20 protein-coding genes are annotated in these 15,144 nt (G+C 66.3%); 17 read left to right on the top strand and 3 right to left on the bottom strand.

Annotated elements, in window-relative coordinates; genetic code table 11:
- Positions 1–266 precede the first annotated feature (266 nt).
- The 3 genes from ACBY01_RS14585 (at position 267) to ACBY01_RS14575 (ending at position 3,202) form a co-directional block, all read left to right on the top strand.
- Positions 267–1,022 carry a hypothetical protein gene (locus ACBY01_RS14585; protein WP_416461665.1) on the top strand — a complete coding sequence of 252 codons (756 nt, stop codon included), beginning with the start codon at positions 267–269 and terminating at the stop codon, positions 1,020–1,022.
- 783 nt (positions 1,023–1,805) lie between these two features.
- Positions 1,806–2,513, top strand: coding sequence for an AHH domain-containing protein (locus ACBY01_RS14580; protein ID WP_416461664.1), 708 nt, complete (start codon positions 1,806–1,808; stop codon positions 2,511–2,513).
- Entirely contained in the window at positions 2,510–3,202 is a 693-nt protein-coding gene (locus ACBY01_RS14575; protein WP_416461663.1) for a hypothetical protein, read from the top strand. The genes ACBY01_RS14580 and ACBY01_RS14575 overlap by 4 nt, the downstream gene beginning before the upstream one ends.
- 289 nt (positions 3,203–3,491) lie before the next feature.
- Here ACBY01_RS14575 and ACBY01_RS14570 read toward each other — a convergent pair whose 3' ends face one another.
- The gene (locus tag ACBY01_RS14570) at positions 3,492–3,740 is read right to left on the bottom strand and encodes a hypothetical protein (protein WP_416461661.1); all 249 of its coding nucleotides are present in this window, start codon (positions 3,738–3,740) and stop codon (positions 3,492–3,494) included.
- Between the two features lie 397 nt (positions 3,741–4,137).
- Here ACBY01_RS14570 and ACBY01_RS14565 point away from each other — a divergent pair, with 397 nt between their 5' ends.
- A complete protein-coding gene (locus ACBY01_RS14565) occupies positions 4,138–4,899 on the top strand; it encodes a hypothetical protein (RefSeq protein WP_416461660.1) in 762 nt (253 codons plus the stop codon).
- Here the strand turns inward: ACBY01_RS14565 and ACBY01_RS14560 are convergent.
- Both ACBY01_RS14560 and ACBY01_RS14555 read right to left on the bottom strand, forming a co-directional pair.
- Positions 4,838–5,692, bottom strand: a complete 855-nt coding sequence (locus ACBY01_RS14560; RefSeq protein WP_416461659.1) for a phage portal protein — start codon at positions 5,690–5,692, stop codon at positions 4,838–4,840. The genes ACBY01_RS14565 and ACBY01_RS14560 overlap by 62 nt on opposite strands.
- A complete protein-coding gene (locus ACBY01_RS14555) occupies positions 5,586–7,697 on the bottom strand; it encodes a terminase large subunit domain-containing protein (RefSeq protein ID WP_487247713.1) in 2,112 nt (703 codons plus the stop codon). The genes ACBY01_RS14560 and ACBY01_RS14555 overlap by 107 nt, the downstream gene beginning before the upstream one ends.
- Before the next feature lie 184 nt (positions 7,698–7,881).
- On the opposite strand from ACBY01_RS14555, the gene ACBY01_RS14550 reads away from it, so the two are divergent.
- The 13 genes from ACBY01_RS14550 (at position 7,882) to ACBY01_RS14490 (ending at position 15,062) form a co-directional block, all read left to right on the top strand.
- On the top strand, positions 7,882–8,748 hold the full coding sequence (locus ACBY01_RS14550; protein WP_416461657.1) for a GPO family capsid scaffolding protein: 867 nt from the start codon (positions 7,882–7,884) through the stop codon (positions 8,746–8,748).
- 52 nt (positions 8,749–8,800) lie between these two features.
- Positions 8,801–9,826, top strand: coding sequence for a phage major capsid protein, P2 family (locus ACBY01_RS14545; protein WP_416461656.1), 1,026 nt, complete (start codon positions 8,801–8,803; stop codon positions 9,824–9,826).
- A 4-nt stretch (positions 9,827–9,830) separates the two neighbouring features.
- Positions 9,831–10,577 (top strand): phage terminase small subunit, encoded by a 747-nt coding sequence (gene gpM, locus ACBY01_RS14540; RefSeq protein WP_416461655.1) that lies wholly within the window; start codon positions 9,831–9,833, stop codon positions 10,575–10,577.
- Positions 10,574–10,738 (top strand): hypothetical protein, encoded by a 165-nt coding sequence (locus tag ACBY01_RS14535; RefSeq protein WP_416461653.1) that lies wholly within the window; start codon positions 10,574–10,576, stop codon positions 10,736–10,738. The genes gpM and ACBY01_RS14535 overlap by 4 nt, the downstream gene beginning before the upstream one ends.
- A 149-nt stretch (positions 10,739–10,887) precedes the next feature.
- Positions 10,888–11,373, top strand: coding sequence for a head completion/stabilization protein (locus ACBY01_RS14530; RefSeq protein ID WP_416461652.1), 486 nt, complete (start codon positions 10,888–10,890; stop codon positions 11,371–11,373).
- Entirely contained in the window at positions 11,373–11,582 is a 210-nt protein-coding gene (locus ACBY01_RS14525; RefSeq protein ID WP_416461651.1) for a tail protein X, read from the top strand. Before ACBY01_RS14530 ends, ACBY01_RS14525 begins: the two co-directional genes overlap by 1 nt.
- A gap of 4 nt (positions 11,583–11,586) precedes the next feature.
- Complete coding sequence (locus ACBY01_RS14520) at positions 11,587–11,931, top strand: hypothetical protein (RefSeq protein WP_416461650.1); 345 nt, start codon at positions 11,587–11,589, stop codon at positions 11,929–11,931.
- Complete coding sequence (locus ACBY01_RS14515) at positions 11,928–12,434, top strand: lysozyme (RefSeq protein ID WP_416461649.1); 507 nt, start codon at positions 11,928–11,930, stop codon at positions 12,432–12,434. The genes ACBY01_RS14520 and ACBY01_RS14515 overlap by 4 nt, the downstream gene beginning before the upstream one ends.
- Positions 12,431–12,934, top strand: a complete 504-nt coding sequence (locus tag ACBY01_RS14510; RefSeq protein ID WP_416461648.1) for a hypothetical protein — start codon at positions 12,431–12,433, stop codon at positions 12,932–12,934. Before ACBY01_RS14515 ends, ACBY01_RS14510 begins: the two co-directional genes overlap by 4 nt.
- Positions 12,846–13,172: a hypothetical protein gene (locus ACBY01_RS14505; RefSeq protein ID WP_416461647.1), complete on the top strand. Its 327-nt coding sequence runs from the start codon at positions 12,846–12,848 to the stop codon at positions 13,170–13,172. Before ACBY01_RS14510 ends, ACBY01_RS14505 begins: the two co-directional genes overlap by 89 nt.
- A gap of 1 nt (position 13,173) precedes the next feature.
- The gene (locus tag ACBY01_RS14500; RefSeq protein WP_416461646.1) at positions 13,174–13,608 is read left to right on the top strand and encodes a phage tail protein; all 435 of its coding nucleotides are present in this window, start codon (positions 13,174–13,176) and stop codon (positions 13,606–13,608) included.
- Positions 13,608–14,117 carry a phage virion morphogenesis protein gene (locus ACBY01_RS14495; RefSeq protein WP_416461644.1) on the top strand — a complete coding sequence of 170 codons (510 nt, stop codon included), beginning with the start codon at positions 13,608–13,610 and terminating at the stop codon, positions 14,115–14,117. The genes ACBY01_RS14500 and ACBY01_RS14495 overlap by 1 nt, the downstream gene beginning before the upstream one ends.
- Positions 14,118–14,396: 279 nt before the next feature.
- A complete protein-coding gene (locus ACBY01_RS14490; RefSeq protein WP_416461642.1) occupies positions 14,397–15,062 on the top strand; it encodes an NYN domain-containing protein in 666 nt (221 codons plus the stop codon).
- Positions 15,063–15,144 lie beyond the last annotated feature (82 nt).

Below are 15,144 nucleotides of genomic sequence, written 5' to 3'. Positions count from 1 at the left end.
TGGTGGGCGCGGCTGGGATTGAACCAGCGACCCCTGCGGTGTGAACGAAAACGACAGCGCCGATCTCCGCGGTTTCTGCGCTGAGACGGCCGCTCTTTACGCCTCGCAAACCCGCAGAAATCCGTGGCTGAGCGCGGCTTGCGCCGAACTCGCGCCGAACTCCCTGCCCCTTCCAGGACCGCATCAACTCGCACCCAGCGCCGCCCGAGCGTGCTTCGGGCGAGGTCGCCGTGCGCCCCATCGACTTCCACCCGGGAGCCGACGCGATGCCGCGTTCCAAGACCACCAAAGCCCGTACCCTCCACACCATCCGCGCCACCCGCGCGCGGCTTACCAAGCAGCGCGATCGCGCCCGCACCGGGCAGTTCGTCCGCCGCGACAGCTACCACCAGGGCGAGCGCGAGATGCGCCGCTGGGGCGAATGCAACACCTTCAGCCGCGGCGAGAACAACGCTCGCATGCGCGCAGCCGAGGCGTTCGACCATGAGACGAAGCGGCCGGGCGCGCGCAACGGGGACCTGGGCCACGTCGCGCTCGAGGTGCTGCGCTTCATGCTTCGCCTGCGCGCGCACAAGACGGGTAGACTGGACCCCTCCTATGGCTGGATGGCCCAGCAGCTGCGCCGATCGCGCAGCACCGTGATCAAGGCGATCGCCAGACTGAAGCGCCACGGCTTTCTCGACTGGATCCGGCGAACACGCCCGGTGCCGAACCCAAGGCCCGGCGGGCAGTATGTTGAGCAGATCTCCAACGCCTATTTCTTGTCGATGCCCGCCAAGGCTGCCGCCGCCGTCGGCCGGATGACGCGGGCAGCGGCCGAGGCGACTCAGCGCGCCGTGACCGCGATCGAGCGCGACAAGCGCCAAGAGCGCGCCGACGCTACGGCCGCCCGGCGTGGCAGCAGCGCCAATGCCGGCATCGAGGAGGCAGTGGAAACGCCAAGCCTTGCGCAGGCGCTGAGCGGCCTTCGCTCCTCTGTTTGGAGGGCGAGTCCGCCAAGCGGTCGGAATGGGGCCCTGTAAGATCAAGGAGAGAAGGAATGGCCTCGCTGACGCGAGACCATGCTCCAGCATGATGCTCCCCCAGGCCGAAACGGCCCACCCTCTCCCACCGACCGCCAAGACCCGGCTGTCGGAGCGTGGCGGCTTGCGCCGCCCCGATGCTCGGCGAGGGGGAGGGGCACGGACCGTGCCGCGTCGACGCGACCGCCGCGTATGCGGAAACGCAGCGCAACAGCGTGCATCATATCGCAAAGGGCGGTGGACCGCGCGCGCTGTCGAAAAGCGGCTACAGCCCCCGTTTTCAGCCATTCTCGACCGCGTTATCACCGTTCTATCTGCATCAAAACCGACCCCAAAAGCCCGGGGGCGAGGCGCGGGGGCAAGCGCGCCGCGCGGGGTCGAGGTCCGCAGCCCTCGACCTGGGCTCGCACGGGTCTCACCAGGGCATAGGCACTTGCGACCTCAACCTCGCGCTCATAGTCTTCGCGTCAAATAGCCAGTGGAGCAGAGGTGATGATCGCTTCGGCAAGTGACGGCCTGAGCAACCCGGCTTCGCCTCCTTACGGCGCGTTGACGCTGCTCGGTGCGCTAGCAGGTGGCACGGAACCGGCCCGTCGGATCTTGACGGGAGCGGGTTGGCCCCAAGCCGCGGTCCGGGCTCAAGCGGGAGCCTCACCCCTCTCGTTGCAATCTGGAGCAGGCGGCGCAGTCCGGCCCGGCAATGGCGGGCGCGCCATCCCCTCCGCTCACGTCCTGCTTCAGATGCTGCAGCGATCTGCCGAGTGGGCGCAGATCGATGCCGCAATGAAGCGCTTCAGCCTCAATAGGGAGGATCCGACGCATTTGCTCTCGGCAAGGGCATATGTTTGGGGGAAGAACATGGCGCCGCTGGTGTTCTTCAGCGTCCCGTTCTCCGGCCCGGCCAACGAAAACGTGGCGCAGGCGATCGGTCGTTTCGAGCGCGACAACCCTGGCACTCTCGGCCTCGCGACGCGGGGCGATCGGAATGCGATGCGGGCGGTGCGGGCCGTCGTCGATGCAGCACTTGCATCAGGCGGCGGCGTCTTCGCCCCGGTTGCTGTTGAGAGACGCGCTTCCAAAGTAGATCCAGCGCTCTCCACATACAGCTTTCGCGCAAGAGCAGCGGTCAATTTGAAGCAGGGCAATCGCAGTTGGGTGGCGCATCATCTGCTGACATTCAGCGGCGTCGCAAAGCTTCCGCTTACGACCCAGCAGGCCATGGTGGCAGCGGGTTGGAAGCTGGACCGGCCCGAAAACCTGATGGCGCTCCCGGCAAACTTGGCAGCGTGGATCGCGCCGCCCAATTTTGGCCTCAACCTGCCCTATCACTCCGGCAATCACCCTCTCTACAACGCTAGAGTGGATGCTGCGCTGGCCCGTATCGCTGCTGTTAAGGCCGCGGGTAAAACCCTAATGGCGCTTTTGGTTACGGAGGAGAAAACCCTGCGGTCCTACATCATCAGCGTCGCCCGGCAGGGGCGGCTGCAATGACGATCCGCTCGACCAAGCTGTGGTGGATGCTCCCTGCCATCGCGACCCAGAACCGCGTCGACTCATTGGCGGGAAAGGCGAAGCCGAAGATCGAGCTGCTGAACGCCGCGGAGATCCAGAACGTTCTCTTCGGCCCTCCGGAAGCCCCCCGGCAGCCGCTTCATCCGGAGATTCACCGCCCGATCGCGGCCGAGGACTGGTCGCACTTGCCCCGGCCCAGGCTGCGTGTTGCCGAGGCCGGTTTTCGCCCGGACCTGTTCCGCCTCAGCCTCGACTTCGTCTCCACCAGGCTGAGCCAGGCGTTCGCATCCGCAGGAGCGAGCCCGGACTATCTACCCGTTGAGTGCACCGCTTGCCCCGCCGAGGTGCAGGACCAGGGCTATCGGGCGTTGAACGTGACCGTCTTTGCCAATCCTCTGGATCGCAGCCGCACGACGCCGGCATATTTCATCGATGTGGAAAGCGGCGCCGGCCCCACGTTCGTCTGGGTGCCCGGGATGCCGCACCCGAACCAGCCGGCGCCCGTAATCTGCTGGCGAGACGACTTCGACCCGCCCGCCCCCATGTTTCGCGTGCCGGGCACAAACTGGACCTTGGTGACGGAGGAACTGGCAGCCGCCGTCACCGCAGCCGGTTTCGAGGATGTCGGATTCTTCGATCTGACGGACAGTTCGAAGCCGCGGTCCTAGCGGCCCCGACGGGATCGGTGACGACGCGATAGAGGCGCCGTCCCAGGCCGATCAGGGCCCCGGCCAGGACCAACCCGGCCAGACCCTGCCCTGCCCGCTCGGGCAACGCGTTCATCGTCAGAACGAGAGCGATCGCGACGCAGATCGCGACGACCTCGAGCAGGACAACGACCGCGATCCGACGCGAGGGGCCCAGCAACAGCCGACCGAAGAAACCCGGCAACGCCATCGGGCGATGCTGTCCGATCTTCCCGCGGTTCGCAAGCACCCCGGTCGGCCGGCGCTTTCCTCAGTGGACCAGATACGGCGCTTCGTCGACGACTTGGGTGGTGGTGGCGGCGAGGAGGCGGAAGAGGCTGGCGAGGTTCTGGCGGGCGATCGTCACCGTAGAGGCGGCGGCGCCGGCGTCGGCCAGCTCGGCGATCGCGGAGAGCGCCTCGCCCACCTGCGTCAGGCGGTGCAGCGCCTCGTCCGACAGCGCGGCATGGGAGTCGCGCGCGGGATCAAATCTGCTATTTTGATGTTCAGCTTGTGCCACGGGGTCTGTTCCCTGGTTCGAGTTAGGCCCGGCGCGAGGTTGCCGCCTTGCGTCGGGCTGCCTTTTTTGGCACCAGAAAGCCGATACTGTCAATAACTGGCGCCAAGTAACATGAGCCGTGGTCGTCCGCCTGTAGGCGCCATTCCGATCAACGTCAGGATGCCTCCCGCCGCTCTTGCCGAGCTAGATCAGTGGATCGCAGGTCAAGAGGAGCCGCTAAGCCGCCCGGAGGCGCTACGGAGACTAGTCAGCATAGGCATAAAGCAGGCTCAGATCCGCAAATAGTTTTAGCTATAAAGTGACCGAGGGAAGGCACTTACAAGTGGATATTGAAAAGCTCGTGGGACGCCTCGCACTTTCGGTCCCGCTAGTGCACGTAACAACCTGTGGCCTTTACATGGCTGGATATTCCGCTGGCTTTGGAGGCGGGATCTCTGGAATGTTTTCCGCGTCAGACTTTTTCACTGTTACATTGCAACATTTGGTTCTGATATATGCAACTGCGCTTATCGGGCCCGCTATTGCCACATATTCATTGCACCGGCTGCTATCTTCGAAAGCAAACGCCTTAGCCAATGATAACAAAGCTCGCTTTCGCAAATCCCCAAAGTCAGTCAAGCTTGTAATACTTGCTATAGCCGTGCTCATGACGGTTACGCTTATCACCTCGTTTATTTTCGAGGTACTGTTAGATGTAGAGCGCGGGTTTTATCAACTTTTCATTATACCTTTTTTTTGGGCAGTTCAAATCTGGCCTACTTTTGGGAAGATGGTTGGCCTCACTCGCACGACGGGGATCATTGCATGGCACGTGCTTGTCTTTACCGTCACTGTTTTCTCGCTGGGACTCACCGACGGACATTCCGACAGGCGTCTTGAGTATAAGGCGCTTGCGCCAAAGCACATGTTTTGTGGCGATGTTGTGATCCTTACACCCGTCGGTGACAGGTTCGTCGCGGTAGACAGCGGCGGAGTTCGTCACATCGTGAACGATGGATGTAAAAAACTGTTCACCTTCAACAAAACGTCCTTACTTCACGATAAAAGTGATTTTATCCGCCTATTAATTCGGTGGTGGGGCGAAAAGTTGAAACACGTCACCTCCCCAAAGGAACGAACTCCCGAAACCGCACCGCCTCCTCGCCCAGCCAGTCGTTGACTTCCAGCATCCGCATCATCAGCGGTTCGATCACCGTGACGTGGAAGGTATTCGACGCCTCGACGATGTTGCCGAAGCCGCCGGCGTTCTTCGGCACCACGCCCAGCAGGATCGGCGGGATGCGGTGCGCGGCCAGGATGTCGTCGCGCGTCGTCTCCTTCACGCTCAGGAACTCGTCCTTCGCGGCGGCCTCGCCGATCGGCAGGATCTGCACGCCGTCCTTCTTGCCGCCGGGCGCGTGGATGAACAGGTTGCGGAAATTGCCGACGCCCTTCGAATCCTCCATCGCGTCGGCGAGCTCGTCGGCGTCCTCGTCGCTCATCGTCGGCTCGGACAGGTAGAACACGAAGCCGGCATGGCTGCCGTTCTGGTAGTAGCGGCGCCGGAACAGCGTCGCCTGCTCGTTGAGGAATGCCGCCTGCAGCGCGGAAATATATTCGGGAATGCCGTAGATCTCCTGCGCCAGGTCGGGCTCGTACAGCTGGAACACGCTGCCCGGCTTGAACTCGGTCTCGGCGCCCCAGCGCGGCACCCAGAAATAGCTGCCCTCGTCGCGGCCGCGGCGGGTGTGGATCGCGGGGGCGTGGACCAGCTTTAGCGGCCGGCCGGCGAGGTTGTCGCGCCGCTCGAGATAGCCGTTGCCCATGCTGAGGTAGTTGAGGACGAGCTCGCCGAAGGTGCGGCGGTCAAGCCATTTGGTCGGCTCGAACAGCCGCACCAGCTGGTCGCGCTTGTACTGGATGGCGCTCGCGTGGTGCGCGGTGACGCGATAGGTGCGCGCCAGCCCCGTCATGGGCAGCGGCGGCTCGTACCAGCGGCCGTTCGCCCGGCACTCGGCGTAGGCGATCAGGTCCCGGCGATCGAGCACCGCCTCCGCGTCGCCGAAGCGGAACGCGCGGATCCCCCGCGCGCTGTCCGGCGCTTCGATCGCGCCGCCGGCCGCGCCGCTCGCCATGCTGTCCGGGCTCGTTACGGCCGTTGCCATTGCTGTAGGTCCTCACTCTCGTCTTGCGGGTGGTCGTGTCAGTGGGGTCGAGCGGCTCGTTGGCGAGCGCGTGCATGATCGCCCAGGCGAGATCCGCGTGGCCGGTGTCGCCGGCGCGGCTCGCGACATAGGTCACCTGGCGCTGGCTCTTGGTGAGCTCCGCGCGGATCGCCATGAAGCTGGACATGATGTCGCGGGCGCCCTGGTCGAACTCCAGGCGCTTGGCCTGCATGACGCTCTTGGCCTTCAGCACCATCTGCGTCTTGACCGGCACCGAATAGTCGATGCGCTTGGCGGTCGGGAAACGGCGCTGCACCAGCTGGAACACCGACGCGCCGACGCCGGTGCTGTCGATGCCGATATAGGTGACGTGATAGCGGTCGAGCTGCTCGAGGATCTTGTCGGCCTGTTGCTGGAACCCCAGCCCCTTGAGGCGGTGCTTCTCCAGCACGCGGAACTTGCCGCCCGGCGTCTTCGGCGCCGCGACGATCACCAGCGCTGCGTCGTCGCCGGCGGCGCTCTCGGCCGGGTCGTAGCCGATCCACACCTCGCCGTCGCGGTACGGCCGCAGCGCATACGGATCGAAGTCCTTCGACCAGGCATCCCAGCTGTCGACGGCGCAGCTGCGCATCAGCGCGAACGGGAACATCGACGTGCTGTCGTCGACGAAGTTGCACATGAAGAGGTTGTCGAAGACGTCGGGCGCATAGCGCAGCTTCAGCCGGTCGAGGTTGAACAGCGTGCAACCGCCGGCCTGCGCATCGAGGATGCTGACCTTCTGCCGCCACACGCCGTCGGGCCCGACGACGCCGCGGCGAAGCGCCTCGTCCGACATGTCGAAGGTCGCGCGATCGGCCTTGGCGCGATCGCGGTTGAACTTCTCGCCGCTCCACAGCGCGTGCGCCTGGTGCGCGACCGTCGACGGCGTGGAGAAATAGGTGATGCGGTAGCGCGCCTGGCTCGCCATCGCCGAGGCGACGTCGTCGATCTGCTCGAAGCCGTGGACCCAGAAGACCTCGTCGACGTAGACGTCTCCGTGATAGCTCTGCGCCGTGCGGTAGTTGGTGCCGAGGAAGTAGAGCTTCGGCGCCTCGCCCAGCGGCCCCTCGACCCCGTCCAGATCCAGCGTGATCGGATCGCCCTGCAGGCCGACCCCCGTCACCTTCAGTACGAAGTCGATGATGTAGGCGCGGAAGTTGTTAGCCTGGGCGCGGCTTGCCGAGATGAAGATCTGGTTGTTGCCGGTCTCCAGCAGGCGGACGAACGCCTCGCGCGCGAAATAATAGGTCGCGCCGATCTGGCGACTCTTGAGGATGAAGCGGGTGGTGAGCGCGCTCGATCCGAGCAGGTCCTCCTTCGGCCCGCGCCACTTCAGCTGATAGTCGAACAGGTCGTTTTCGAACGCGTCGATGCACGCCTGGATCTGCTCGGCGGTGAGGTGGTTCTTGCGCGCCTTCTTCTTCTCGCCGGCGTTGCGGTTGGCGACGTTGGGGTTGAGGTCGCCCTCATGCCCACCCGGCGCATTGTGCCGGCGCACCCGCGCCTGGCGCTCGAGCAGCCGGCCGAGCGCATCCATCGTCTTGAAGTCGTGGCCGCTGTGGTGCTCCTTCCAGATCAGCAGCTGCAGCCGCGCCTCGAGCGCCTGGTCGACGCGGTCGAGCGGCGCGGTCTCGTCCCACCCGTCGCGCGCCTTCCAGCTGCGCAGCGTGGTGGCCTTGATGTCGAGCACCTCCGCGATCTGCTCGCAGTCGTACCCCGACCAATAGAGGTGCTTCGCCTTGCGGCGTGCATCGAAGGGCGTCGACAGGATCATCGCCGCGGACGCTAGCCGCGCACCCGCCTGCCTTTCCCGCACCCGCTGTTGTAGGGGTCGGACCTACAACAGCGCTTCGTTGCGCCCGCGTGCGCTTCCGGCCCTTTTGCGGGCTCAGGACGCGGCCGGTTTTCTCCCCTGGCCGACCGCGTCCCCCCAATCTTTGCGGAGCGCGCGCACGACCATGGCCAAGCTGTCCAAACCCTTCCGCATCGCCACCGAGGGCGCGACCTGCGACGGGCGCACCATCTCGCGCCAGGACATCGTCGACATGCACGCGACGTATGTGCCGGTCACCTACACCGCGCGCGTCAACATCGAGCATTTCCGCGGCTACACGCCGGGCGGCGACTTCGGCGCCTATGGTGACATCGTGGCGCTCTCCACCAAGGAGATCGAGCTCGAGATCGGCGGCAAGAAGGAAAAGCGCCTTGGGCTCTATGCCCAGGTCGATGCGCTCGACAATCTGGTGCAGCTGAACGCCAAGGGCCAGAAGCTCTACCCGTCGATCGAGATCAACCCGAACTTCGCCGACAGCGGCAAGGCGTATCTGCAGGGCCTCGCCATGACGGACAGCCCGGCGTCCCTGGGCACCGAGATCATGCAGTTCGCCGCCGGCGCCGGCGACGCCAATCCGTTCACCAAGCGCAAGCAGGCGCCGGGCAACTTCTTCAGCGCCGTCGACGACGGCGTGATCCTGGACTTCACCGGCGACGCCGCCGGCGACCCGCCGAGCGATGTCACCAGCGCGATCGGCACCATCGTCGCGTTCTTCACCGGCCGCGGCAAGAAGGAGGAGACGCCGCCGGTGCCGCCCGCGCCCCCCGCCCCGCCGGAGCCCGCCAACGATAACGAGTTCGGTCGGCAGGTGGGCGCGATGGCCACCAACCTGCAGAAGCTCAGCACCAGCATGGACGGCCTGCTGACCCGCTTCGGCAAGCTCGAGCAGGACCACCAGGCGCTGCAGGCATCGGTCGAGAGCACCGACGGCAGCAGCAGCCGGCGCCCGCCGGCGGACGGCCGCGGCAACTACGCCCGCGCCGACTTCTGACGCCCGCCACCCACCGCCCCCTCGCGGCCGTTCGCCGCCCCCGGAGACCACGATGCGCAACGACACCCGCGAGCTCTTCACCGCCTACGAAGAGAATATCGCCACCCTCAACGGCGTAGGCCGCGTCGACAAGACCTTCACCGTCGATCCGTCGGTCGAGCAGAAGCTCGAGACCCGAGCCCAGGAATCGAGCGCGTTCCTTTCGCAGATCAACGTGTTTCCGGTCGACGAGCTCAAGGGCGAGAAGATCGGCATCACGATGGGCGGGCCGATCGCGAACCGCACCGACACCAGCGCCGGCGATCGCCGCAAGCCCGTCGACCCGACCGGCCTGGACGAAATCGGCTACGAGCTCGCCCAGACCAACTTCGACACCTACCTGCCGTACGGCAAGCTCGACGCCTGGGCCAAGTTCCCCGACTTCGAGACGCGGATCCAGGGCGCGATCCTCGAGCGGATCCAGCTCGACCGCATCATGATCGGCTTCAACGGCACCAGCGTGGCGAAGAACCACGATCCGGCCAAGACGCTGCTCCAGGACGTGAACATCGGGTGGCTCGAGCAGCTGCGCCGCTTCAACCAGGCGCGCGTGATGGACGAAGGCGGCAAGGTCGCCGGCAAGGTCACCGTCGGCAAGGGCGGCGACTATGCCACCGTCGACGCGCTGGTGTGGGACGCGGTGCAGTCGCTGCTGCCCAGCTGGGCGAAGGGCCGCACCGACCTGGTCGCGATCTGCGGCGCCGGGCTGCTGCACGACAAGTATTTCCCGCTCATCAACCAGGACGAGAAGCCGACCGAGCAGATCGCCCGCGACCTCATCATGTCGTCCAAGCGCCTGGGCGGCCGCCAGGCGGCCGAGGTGCCGTTCATGATCGACAACGCAGTGCTGATCACGCCGTTCAAGAACCTGTCGCTCTACTACCAGAACGGCAAGCGGCGCCGGCATATCGTCGAGGAGCCGCAGTACAACCGCGTCACCGACTATCAGTCCTCCAACGAGGGCTATGTCGTCGAGGATCTCGATCTCGCCTGCATGGTCGAGAATATCGAGATCCTGCCGCTCGCCGAGGAGGCTTGATCCGATGGCGATGAGCCCCGCCAAGCGCCACCTCGCGCGCGCCGCCGCGCGCACGGGGTCGGCCCCGATCGCGAAAGCTGCCCGACCCAGCGCGGCCGAGGGCGAGTACCTGCTCCAGCGGGCGGCGCTCGGCGTGGATCTTCGTCGCCTCAAGGAAATCCAGTCGACCGAGAAGAAGATCGAGCTCAAGCGCGAGCTCCTGCCCGCCTACGACGCGTGGATCGAGGGCGTGCTCGCCGCCGATAACGACGGCAAGGGCGGCGCCCAGGACGACATCGTCACCCACATGCTGATCTGGCGCATCGACGTCGGCGATTACGAGGCGGCGCTGCCGCTCGCCGACTATGTCCTGCGCCACAACCTGACCCTGCCCGAGCGCTTTACCCGCACTGCCGGCACACTGATCGCTGAAGAGACGGCCGAGGCTGCGCTCAAGGCGTTCGGGCAGGACCTCGACTTCAATCTCGATGTGCTCCGGCGCGTAGACGATCTGACCGAGATCCACGACATGCCTGACCAGGTCCGCGCCAAGCTCGAGAAGGCGCTCGGCCTGAAGATGGCGCGAATCGCCGACGCGATGGAAGCGGACGCCGACGGCGTCGCCGGCGGCAAGCGCGCCGCGCTCGAGAAGGCGCTCAAGCACCTGCGCCGCGCTCTCGAGCTCGACACCGGCTGCGGCGTGAAGAAGGAAACCCAGCGCCTCGAGCGCGAGATCCGCAAGCTTGCCGCCATCGATGGAGGCGAAGCATGATCGGCTTCCTGCTTCTCGCCGCTCTGTTCCTGGTCGTGCTGATGCTGCTCGGCGGCGTGGTGGTGCTGTGCCTGGAGATCGCCTTCTGGCTGAACGTCTACCGCCGGCTGCGCGGCAATCATTTCGCCGTCCCGCGCACGCCTCGTTCGGTTTGCGGCTGATCGTGTCGATTTTCCCGCCCTCTCCGGAGGTCGGTTCACCCTCTCGTCCCGCGAGCGCTCGGGGGGCGGTGTCGATCGACGGCCGAGCATAGCTCCACGCCCCAGATCGCTCCTCACCCCCCGCTAGCGGCACCTTTCAGGATCGCGCCATGTCCGCCTTCGTCTCCACCCCGCCCGCCTCTGCTGCAGCGCCGGCGCCGGCGCCGGTCGGCGACGAGATCCCGAACGATGGCTGGTACCCGCCGCTGTCGCTGGCGAAGACGCGCGAGATCCTCGCCCTCACCACCGCCATCACCGACCCGCGTCTGCGCGACGCCGTCCAGGGCGGCATGCTGTCGGTCAACCGGCAGCTGCGCGACTGGCGCATCGAGCGCGAAGCGGCCGGCGCGACCGATCTCGCCTCGGCCGGCACCGCACGCGTTCCCGCCGCCGAGCTCGCGCTGCTCTATCCCCGCGCGGTGCGCGCCGCGACCGCGGCCGAGCTCGTTGACCTCCAGCACCAGCTGTCCGCCACCGACGGCGGTCGCGAGCGGGAGCGCATCGAGGCGAGCCCGGCCGACGATCATCGCCGGATCGCGATCCATTGCGTCCGCGACATCCAGGGCAAGCGCCGCACGAAGGTTCGGCTCATCTGATGGCGACCGCTACCGCCCTCGCGGGCGAGCCGCTCGACGCGCTGGTGTGGCGTGCCACCGGCGGCGGCTCGGCCGCCGTCGACCAGGTCCTCGCGCTCAACCCGGGCGTGGCGGCGATCGGCGTCGCCCTTCCCGAGGGCACCGTCGTCACGCTTCCCGAAACCTCCACGAGCTCGCCCGACATCGAGCTCGTCCAGCTGTGGGACTGACGCCATGAAGATCCCGCCCGACTGGTTCGACGCCGCCCAGACCTTCGTGATCGGCCTCACCCCCGGTGCGTTCGGCTCGCTGGTCGGGCTCGCGCACGAAAAGGGGCTCAGCTGGATCGAGCGCTTCGTCCAGTTCGCCGCCGGCACCATCGTGTCGTGGTTCGCCGCCCGCGCGATCGGCGCCGCCGTCGATCTCAACCCCTTCGTGCTGCAGGGCGTGAACTTCACCGCTGGCATGATCGCCTACAAGGCGACGCCGCGCTTCATCGCCGCCGCGGCCGAGGTCGCCGGCGGCCTGCCCGCGGTGCTGCGCGACCGCTTCCTCCCCGCCCGAAAGGATTCGAAGTGAGCGACACCGCCACCCGTACCCGCACGCGCCTTCCCCGCCTCGCCGGCCTGGTCGGCATCGCCGCCGCCGCGATCGTCGCGCCCTTCGTCTCGGGCTGGGAAAGCGGCGGCAAGCAGCACCTGACCGCCTACCGCGACATCGTCGGCGTCTGGACGATCTGCGACGGCGACACGGCGAACGTGAAGCCCGGCATGGTCGAGACGGCCGCCGGCTGCGAACTGCGCCTCGATCGCCAGCTCGCCGCCCACGCCGCGCCGGTGCTCGCCTGTACGCCGGCGCTCAAGGGCCATCCCAACCAGCTCGCCGCCGCGATCTCGCTCGCCTACAACATCGGCACCAACGGCTATTGCGGATCCACCGTCGCGCGCCGCTTCAACGCCGACGACTGGTCGGGCGCGTGCGACGCCTTCCTGATGTGGAACAAGGCTGGCGGTCGCGTCGTGCAGGGCCTGGTCAACCGCCGCCGCGCCGAGCGCGACCTCTGCCGAAAGGATCTGCCGTGAGGAAGCTGTTCGCCGCGATCGCCGCGGCGCGCGAGTGGCTCACCCTGCTCGCCGTCGCCGCGATCGGCGCCTGGTTCTACGTCCAGTACGGCGAGACGCGCGCCGAGCGCGACGCGCTCGCGCAATGGGCGGAGGTGACCTGCGCCAATGTTGGCGCCCCGTTCGACGCCGGCGCCGAGGGGCGCGTCGACAGCAACGGCAAGGCGGTGAAGGTCACCTTCGCCCGCGGCCAGCGCTGCCGCACCGCCGTCGCCGCCGCGGTCGCCTTCAAGGCCCGCACCGACCAGGAGACCGCCCAGCTGCTCGCCGACGCCATGCGCGCCCGCGAGACCAAGGCCGCCGCCGATTCCGCCCTTGCCCGTACCGCCGCCGAGGCCGCGCGCGACGCCGCCCTGCGCATGGAGACCGCCGATGCCCAAGCTGCCGCCACGAACCGCGTCGATCGCCCTTGGTTTGCTGCTCTCAACGACCTTGCCGGGCTGCGCCCGCCAAGCCGTTGAGGTCCCGATCGCCGAGCCGGTGCCGGTCGCGGTGCCGGTGAAGGAAACGCCGCCGGCCGAGCTCCTGCAGTGCCCGCCGGCACCGGCCGGCTTCCCGCTCGACGCCGCCGCGGAAATGCCGCCGACGGTTCGCTCGGCCACGATCCGCGTCGCCAAGGCGCTGCGCGACACGCGGGATCGCCTGCTGCGCCTGATCGAATGGAACGCGCCGGGCACCTGCCCGGCCGCTTCCCGCTGACATGCGCAAGCCGGACAGCCTGCGCGCCGCCGTCACCGCGGCGCTGCCGGATCTCGCGCGCGATCCGCACGCCCTCAAGATCTGGCTGGCGAAGGGCCATGTGAAGTCGAACGGCGTCGGCACCGATGCCCGCCTGGAATATGGCTACGAGCTCTCGCTGCTGCTGCTCGACTTCACCGGCGATCCCGACACGCTGTTTGCCGCCCTGGTCGAATGGCTCGCGCGCGAGCAGCCCAACCTGCTGCTCCGCCCGACCGACGCCTCGGCCGTGATCCCTTTTGAGATCGACGTCCTCGACGACAGCAAGGTCGACATCCTCGTCTCGCTGCAGCTGGACGAGGCGATCGAGCGCAACGGTGACGGCTTCACCCACCTGCCGACGCCCCTCCTCGAGGAGAGCGCGCCGATCGCCGGCCTGGTCGGGCGAATCGGCTAATGGCCGACGACACATTCCGCGACTTTACGCCGCTCGATCACGCGATCGCGGATCTGACCGAGCGCATGTCGCCGGCGGCGCGCAAGGCGCTGGCGACCCGAGTCGCCGTGGATCTGCAGAAGGCGAACGCCGCGCGCATGCACGAAAACGTCGAGCCCGACGGCGGCGCGATGGAACCGCGCAAGCTCAAGAAGAGCGGCAAGATCCGCACCCGCCGGCTTCGTGATCGCGTCACCGGCCTGCGCCGCACCGTGCGCCAGCAGAAGATGTTCCTCCGCGCCGCCGCCCCGCGCTACCTGCGCAAGGAAACCACCGCCGGCGAGGCGCAAGTCGGCTTCGTCGGCGCCATGGCGCGAATCATGCGCGTCCACCAGTACGGCCTGCGCGACACCGTGACCCGCGATCCGTCGTCGCCGCCCACCGACTATCCTGCCCGCCAAGTGATCGGCTTCGCCGATGCCGATCGTGCCCAGCTGCTCGAGCGGATCTCGGAGCAGCTGCAGCCGTGAAGCCGCCCGTCCGCTAACGCCCTAATTTGATCGCTTCGGAACGCGTCCTGCCAGCGACCTTTCATCGAGTGTCCTACGACCTTAGTTCGGGGTGAAAGGCGGCTACCGGCAGGCGCCGGTTAATCACTCGTTTTGATAACCTGCACCCTCCATTGCATCTTGTAATGGGAGGCCATTAGCCATAGGTAAATTTCATACCCGCTGGCAGCGTGCTGTCAGCTCGAGAGCCGCTGAGAGGAAACTCGAGGCGGCTCTCGCTTTTTCTGCTATACGGCTTTGATGCGAACGATTGTCTATATTGACGGCTTCAATCTGTATTTCCGGATGCTGCAAAAGCGTCCTGACCTGAAATGGATCAATCCCAAAGTTCTGGCTGAACAGGCCCTGCGTCCTGAGAATAAGGTCATACAGGTCCGTTATTATACAGCCCGTGTCTCCGCGCGTGTTGATCCAACCGCACCGGGCCGCCAGCAGGTGTATTTCAACGCTTTGGCCACGGTGCCGGAGGTTGTGATCCACCAAGGCACGTTCCTGGCTTCGAAGAAGTTTTCGGGGATGGTGCATCCACCACAGTTTCGGCCGCAACCAGTGGCTCAGCTAACGCAACCTTGGCCAGACGTAGTAAAGGTTCATAAGACCGAAGAGAAAGGCAGCGACGTCAACCTCGCGAGCCATCTCCTGCTCGACGCGTTCCGGGACAATTTCGATGTCGCGACGGTGCTTTCGGCGGACAGCGACCTGATCGAACCGATCCGCATCGCTACACAAGAGCTTGGCAAAGTAGTGGGGCTACTATCGCCGGTAGCGGTGCCCAATCCTGATCTCGCCGCGGCGGCTAGCTTCGTGCGCCGTCTGGGCATTGGGCATCTGACGGCTGCGCAATTCCCGAATCCTCTAACGCTGGTTAACGGGACGCAACTCTATAAACCGGCGAGCTGGGTATAATTCTGCTCTCGGGACTACACGTTCTGCAATGAGTGGGTAATGGTCCCCGAAGCTGCCTCCCCTCCGGAGCACTGGGCGTTCG

Source organism: Sphingomonas mangrovi (assembly GCF_047975845.1).
Taxonomy (GTDB): domain Bacteria; phylum Pseudomonadota; class Alphaproteobacteria; order Sphingomonadales; family Sphingomonadaceae; genus Sphingomonas.
This window is presented reverse-complemented; position numbering and strand designations above follow the sequence as displayed.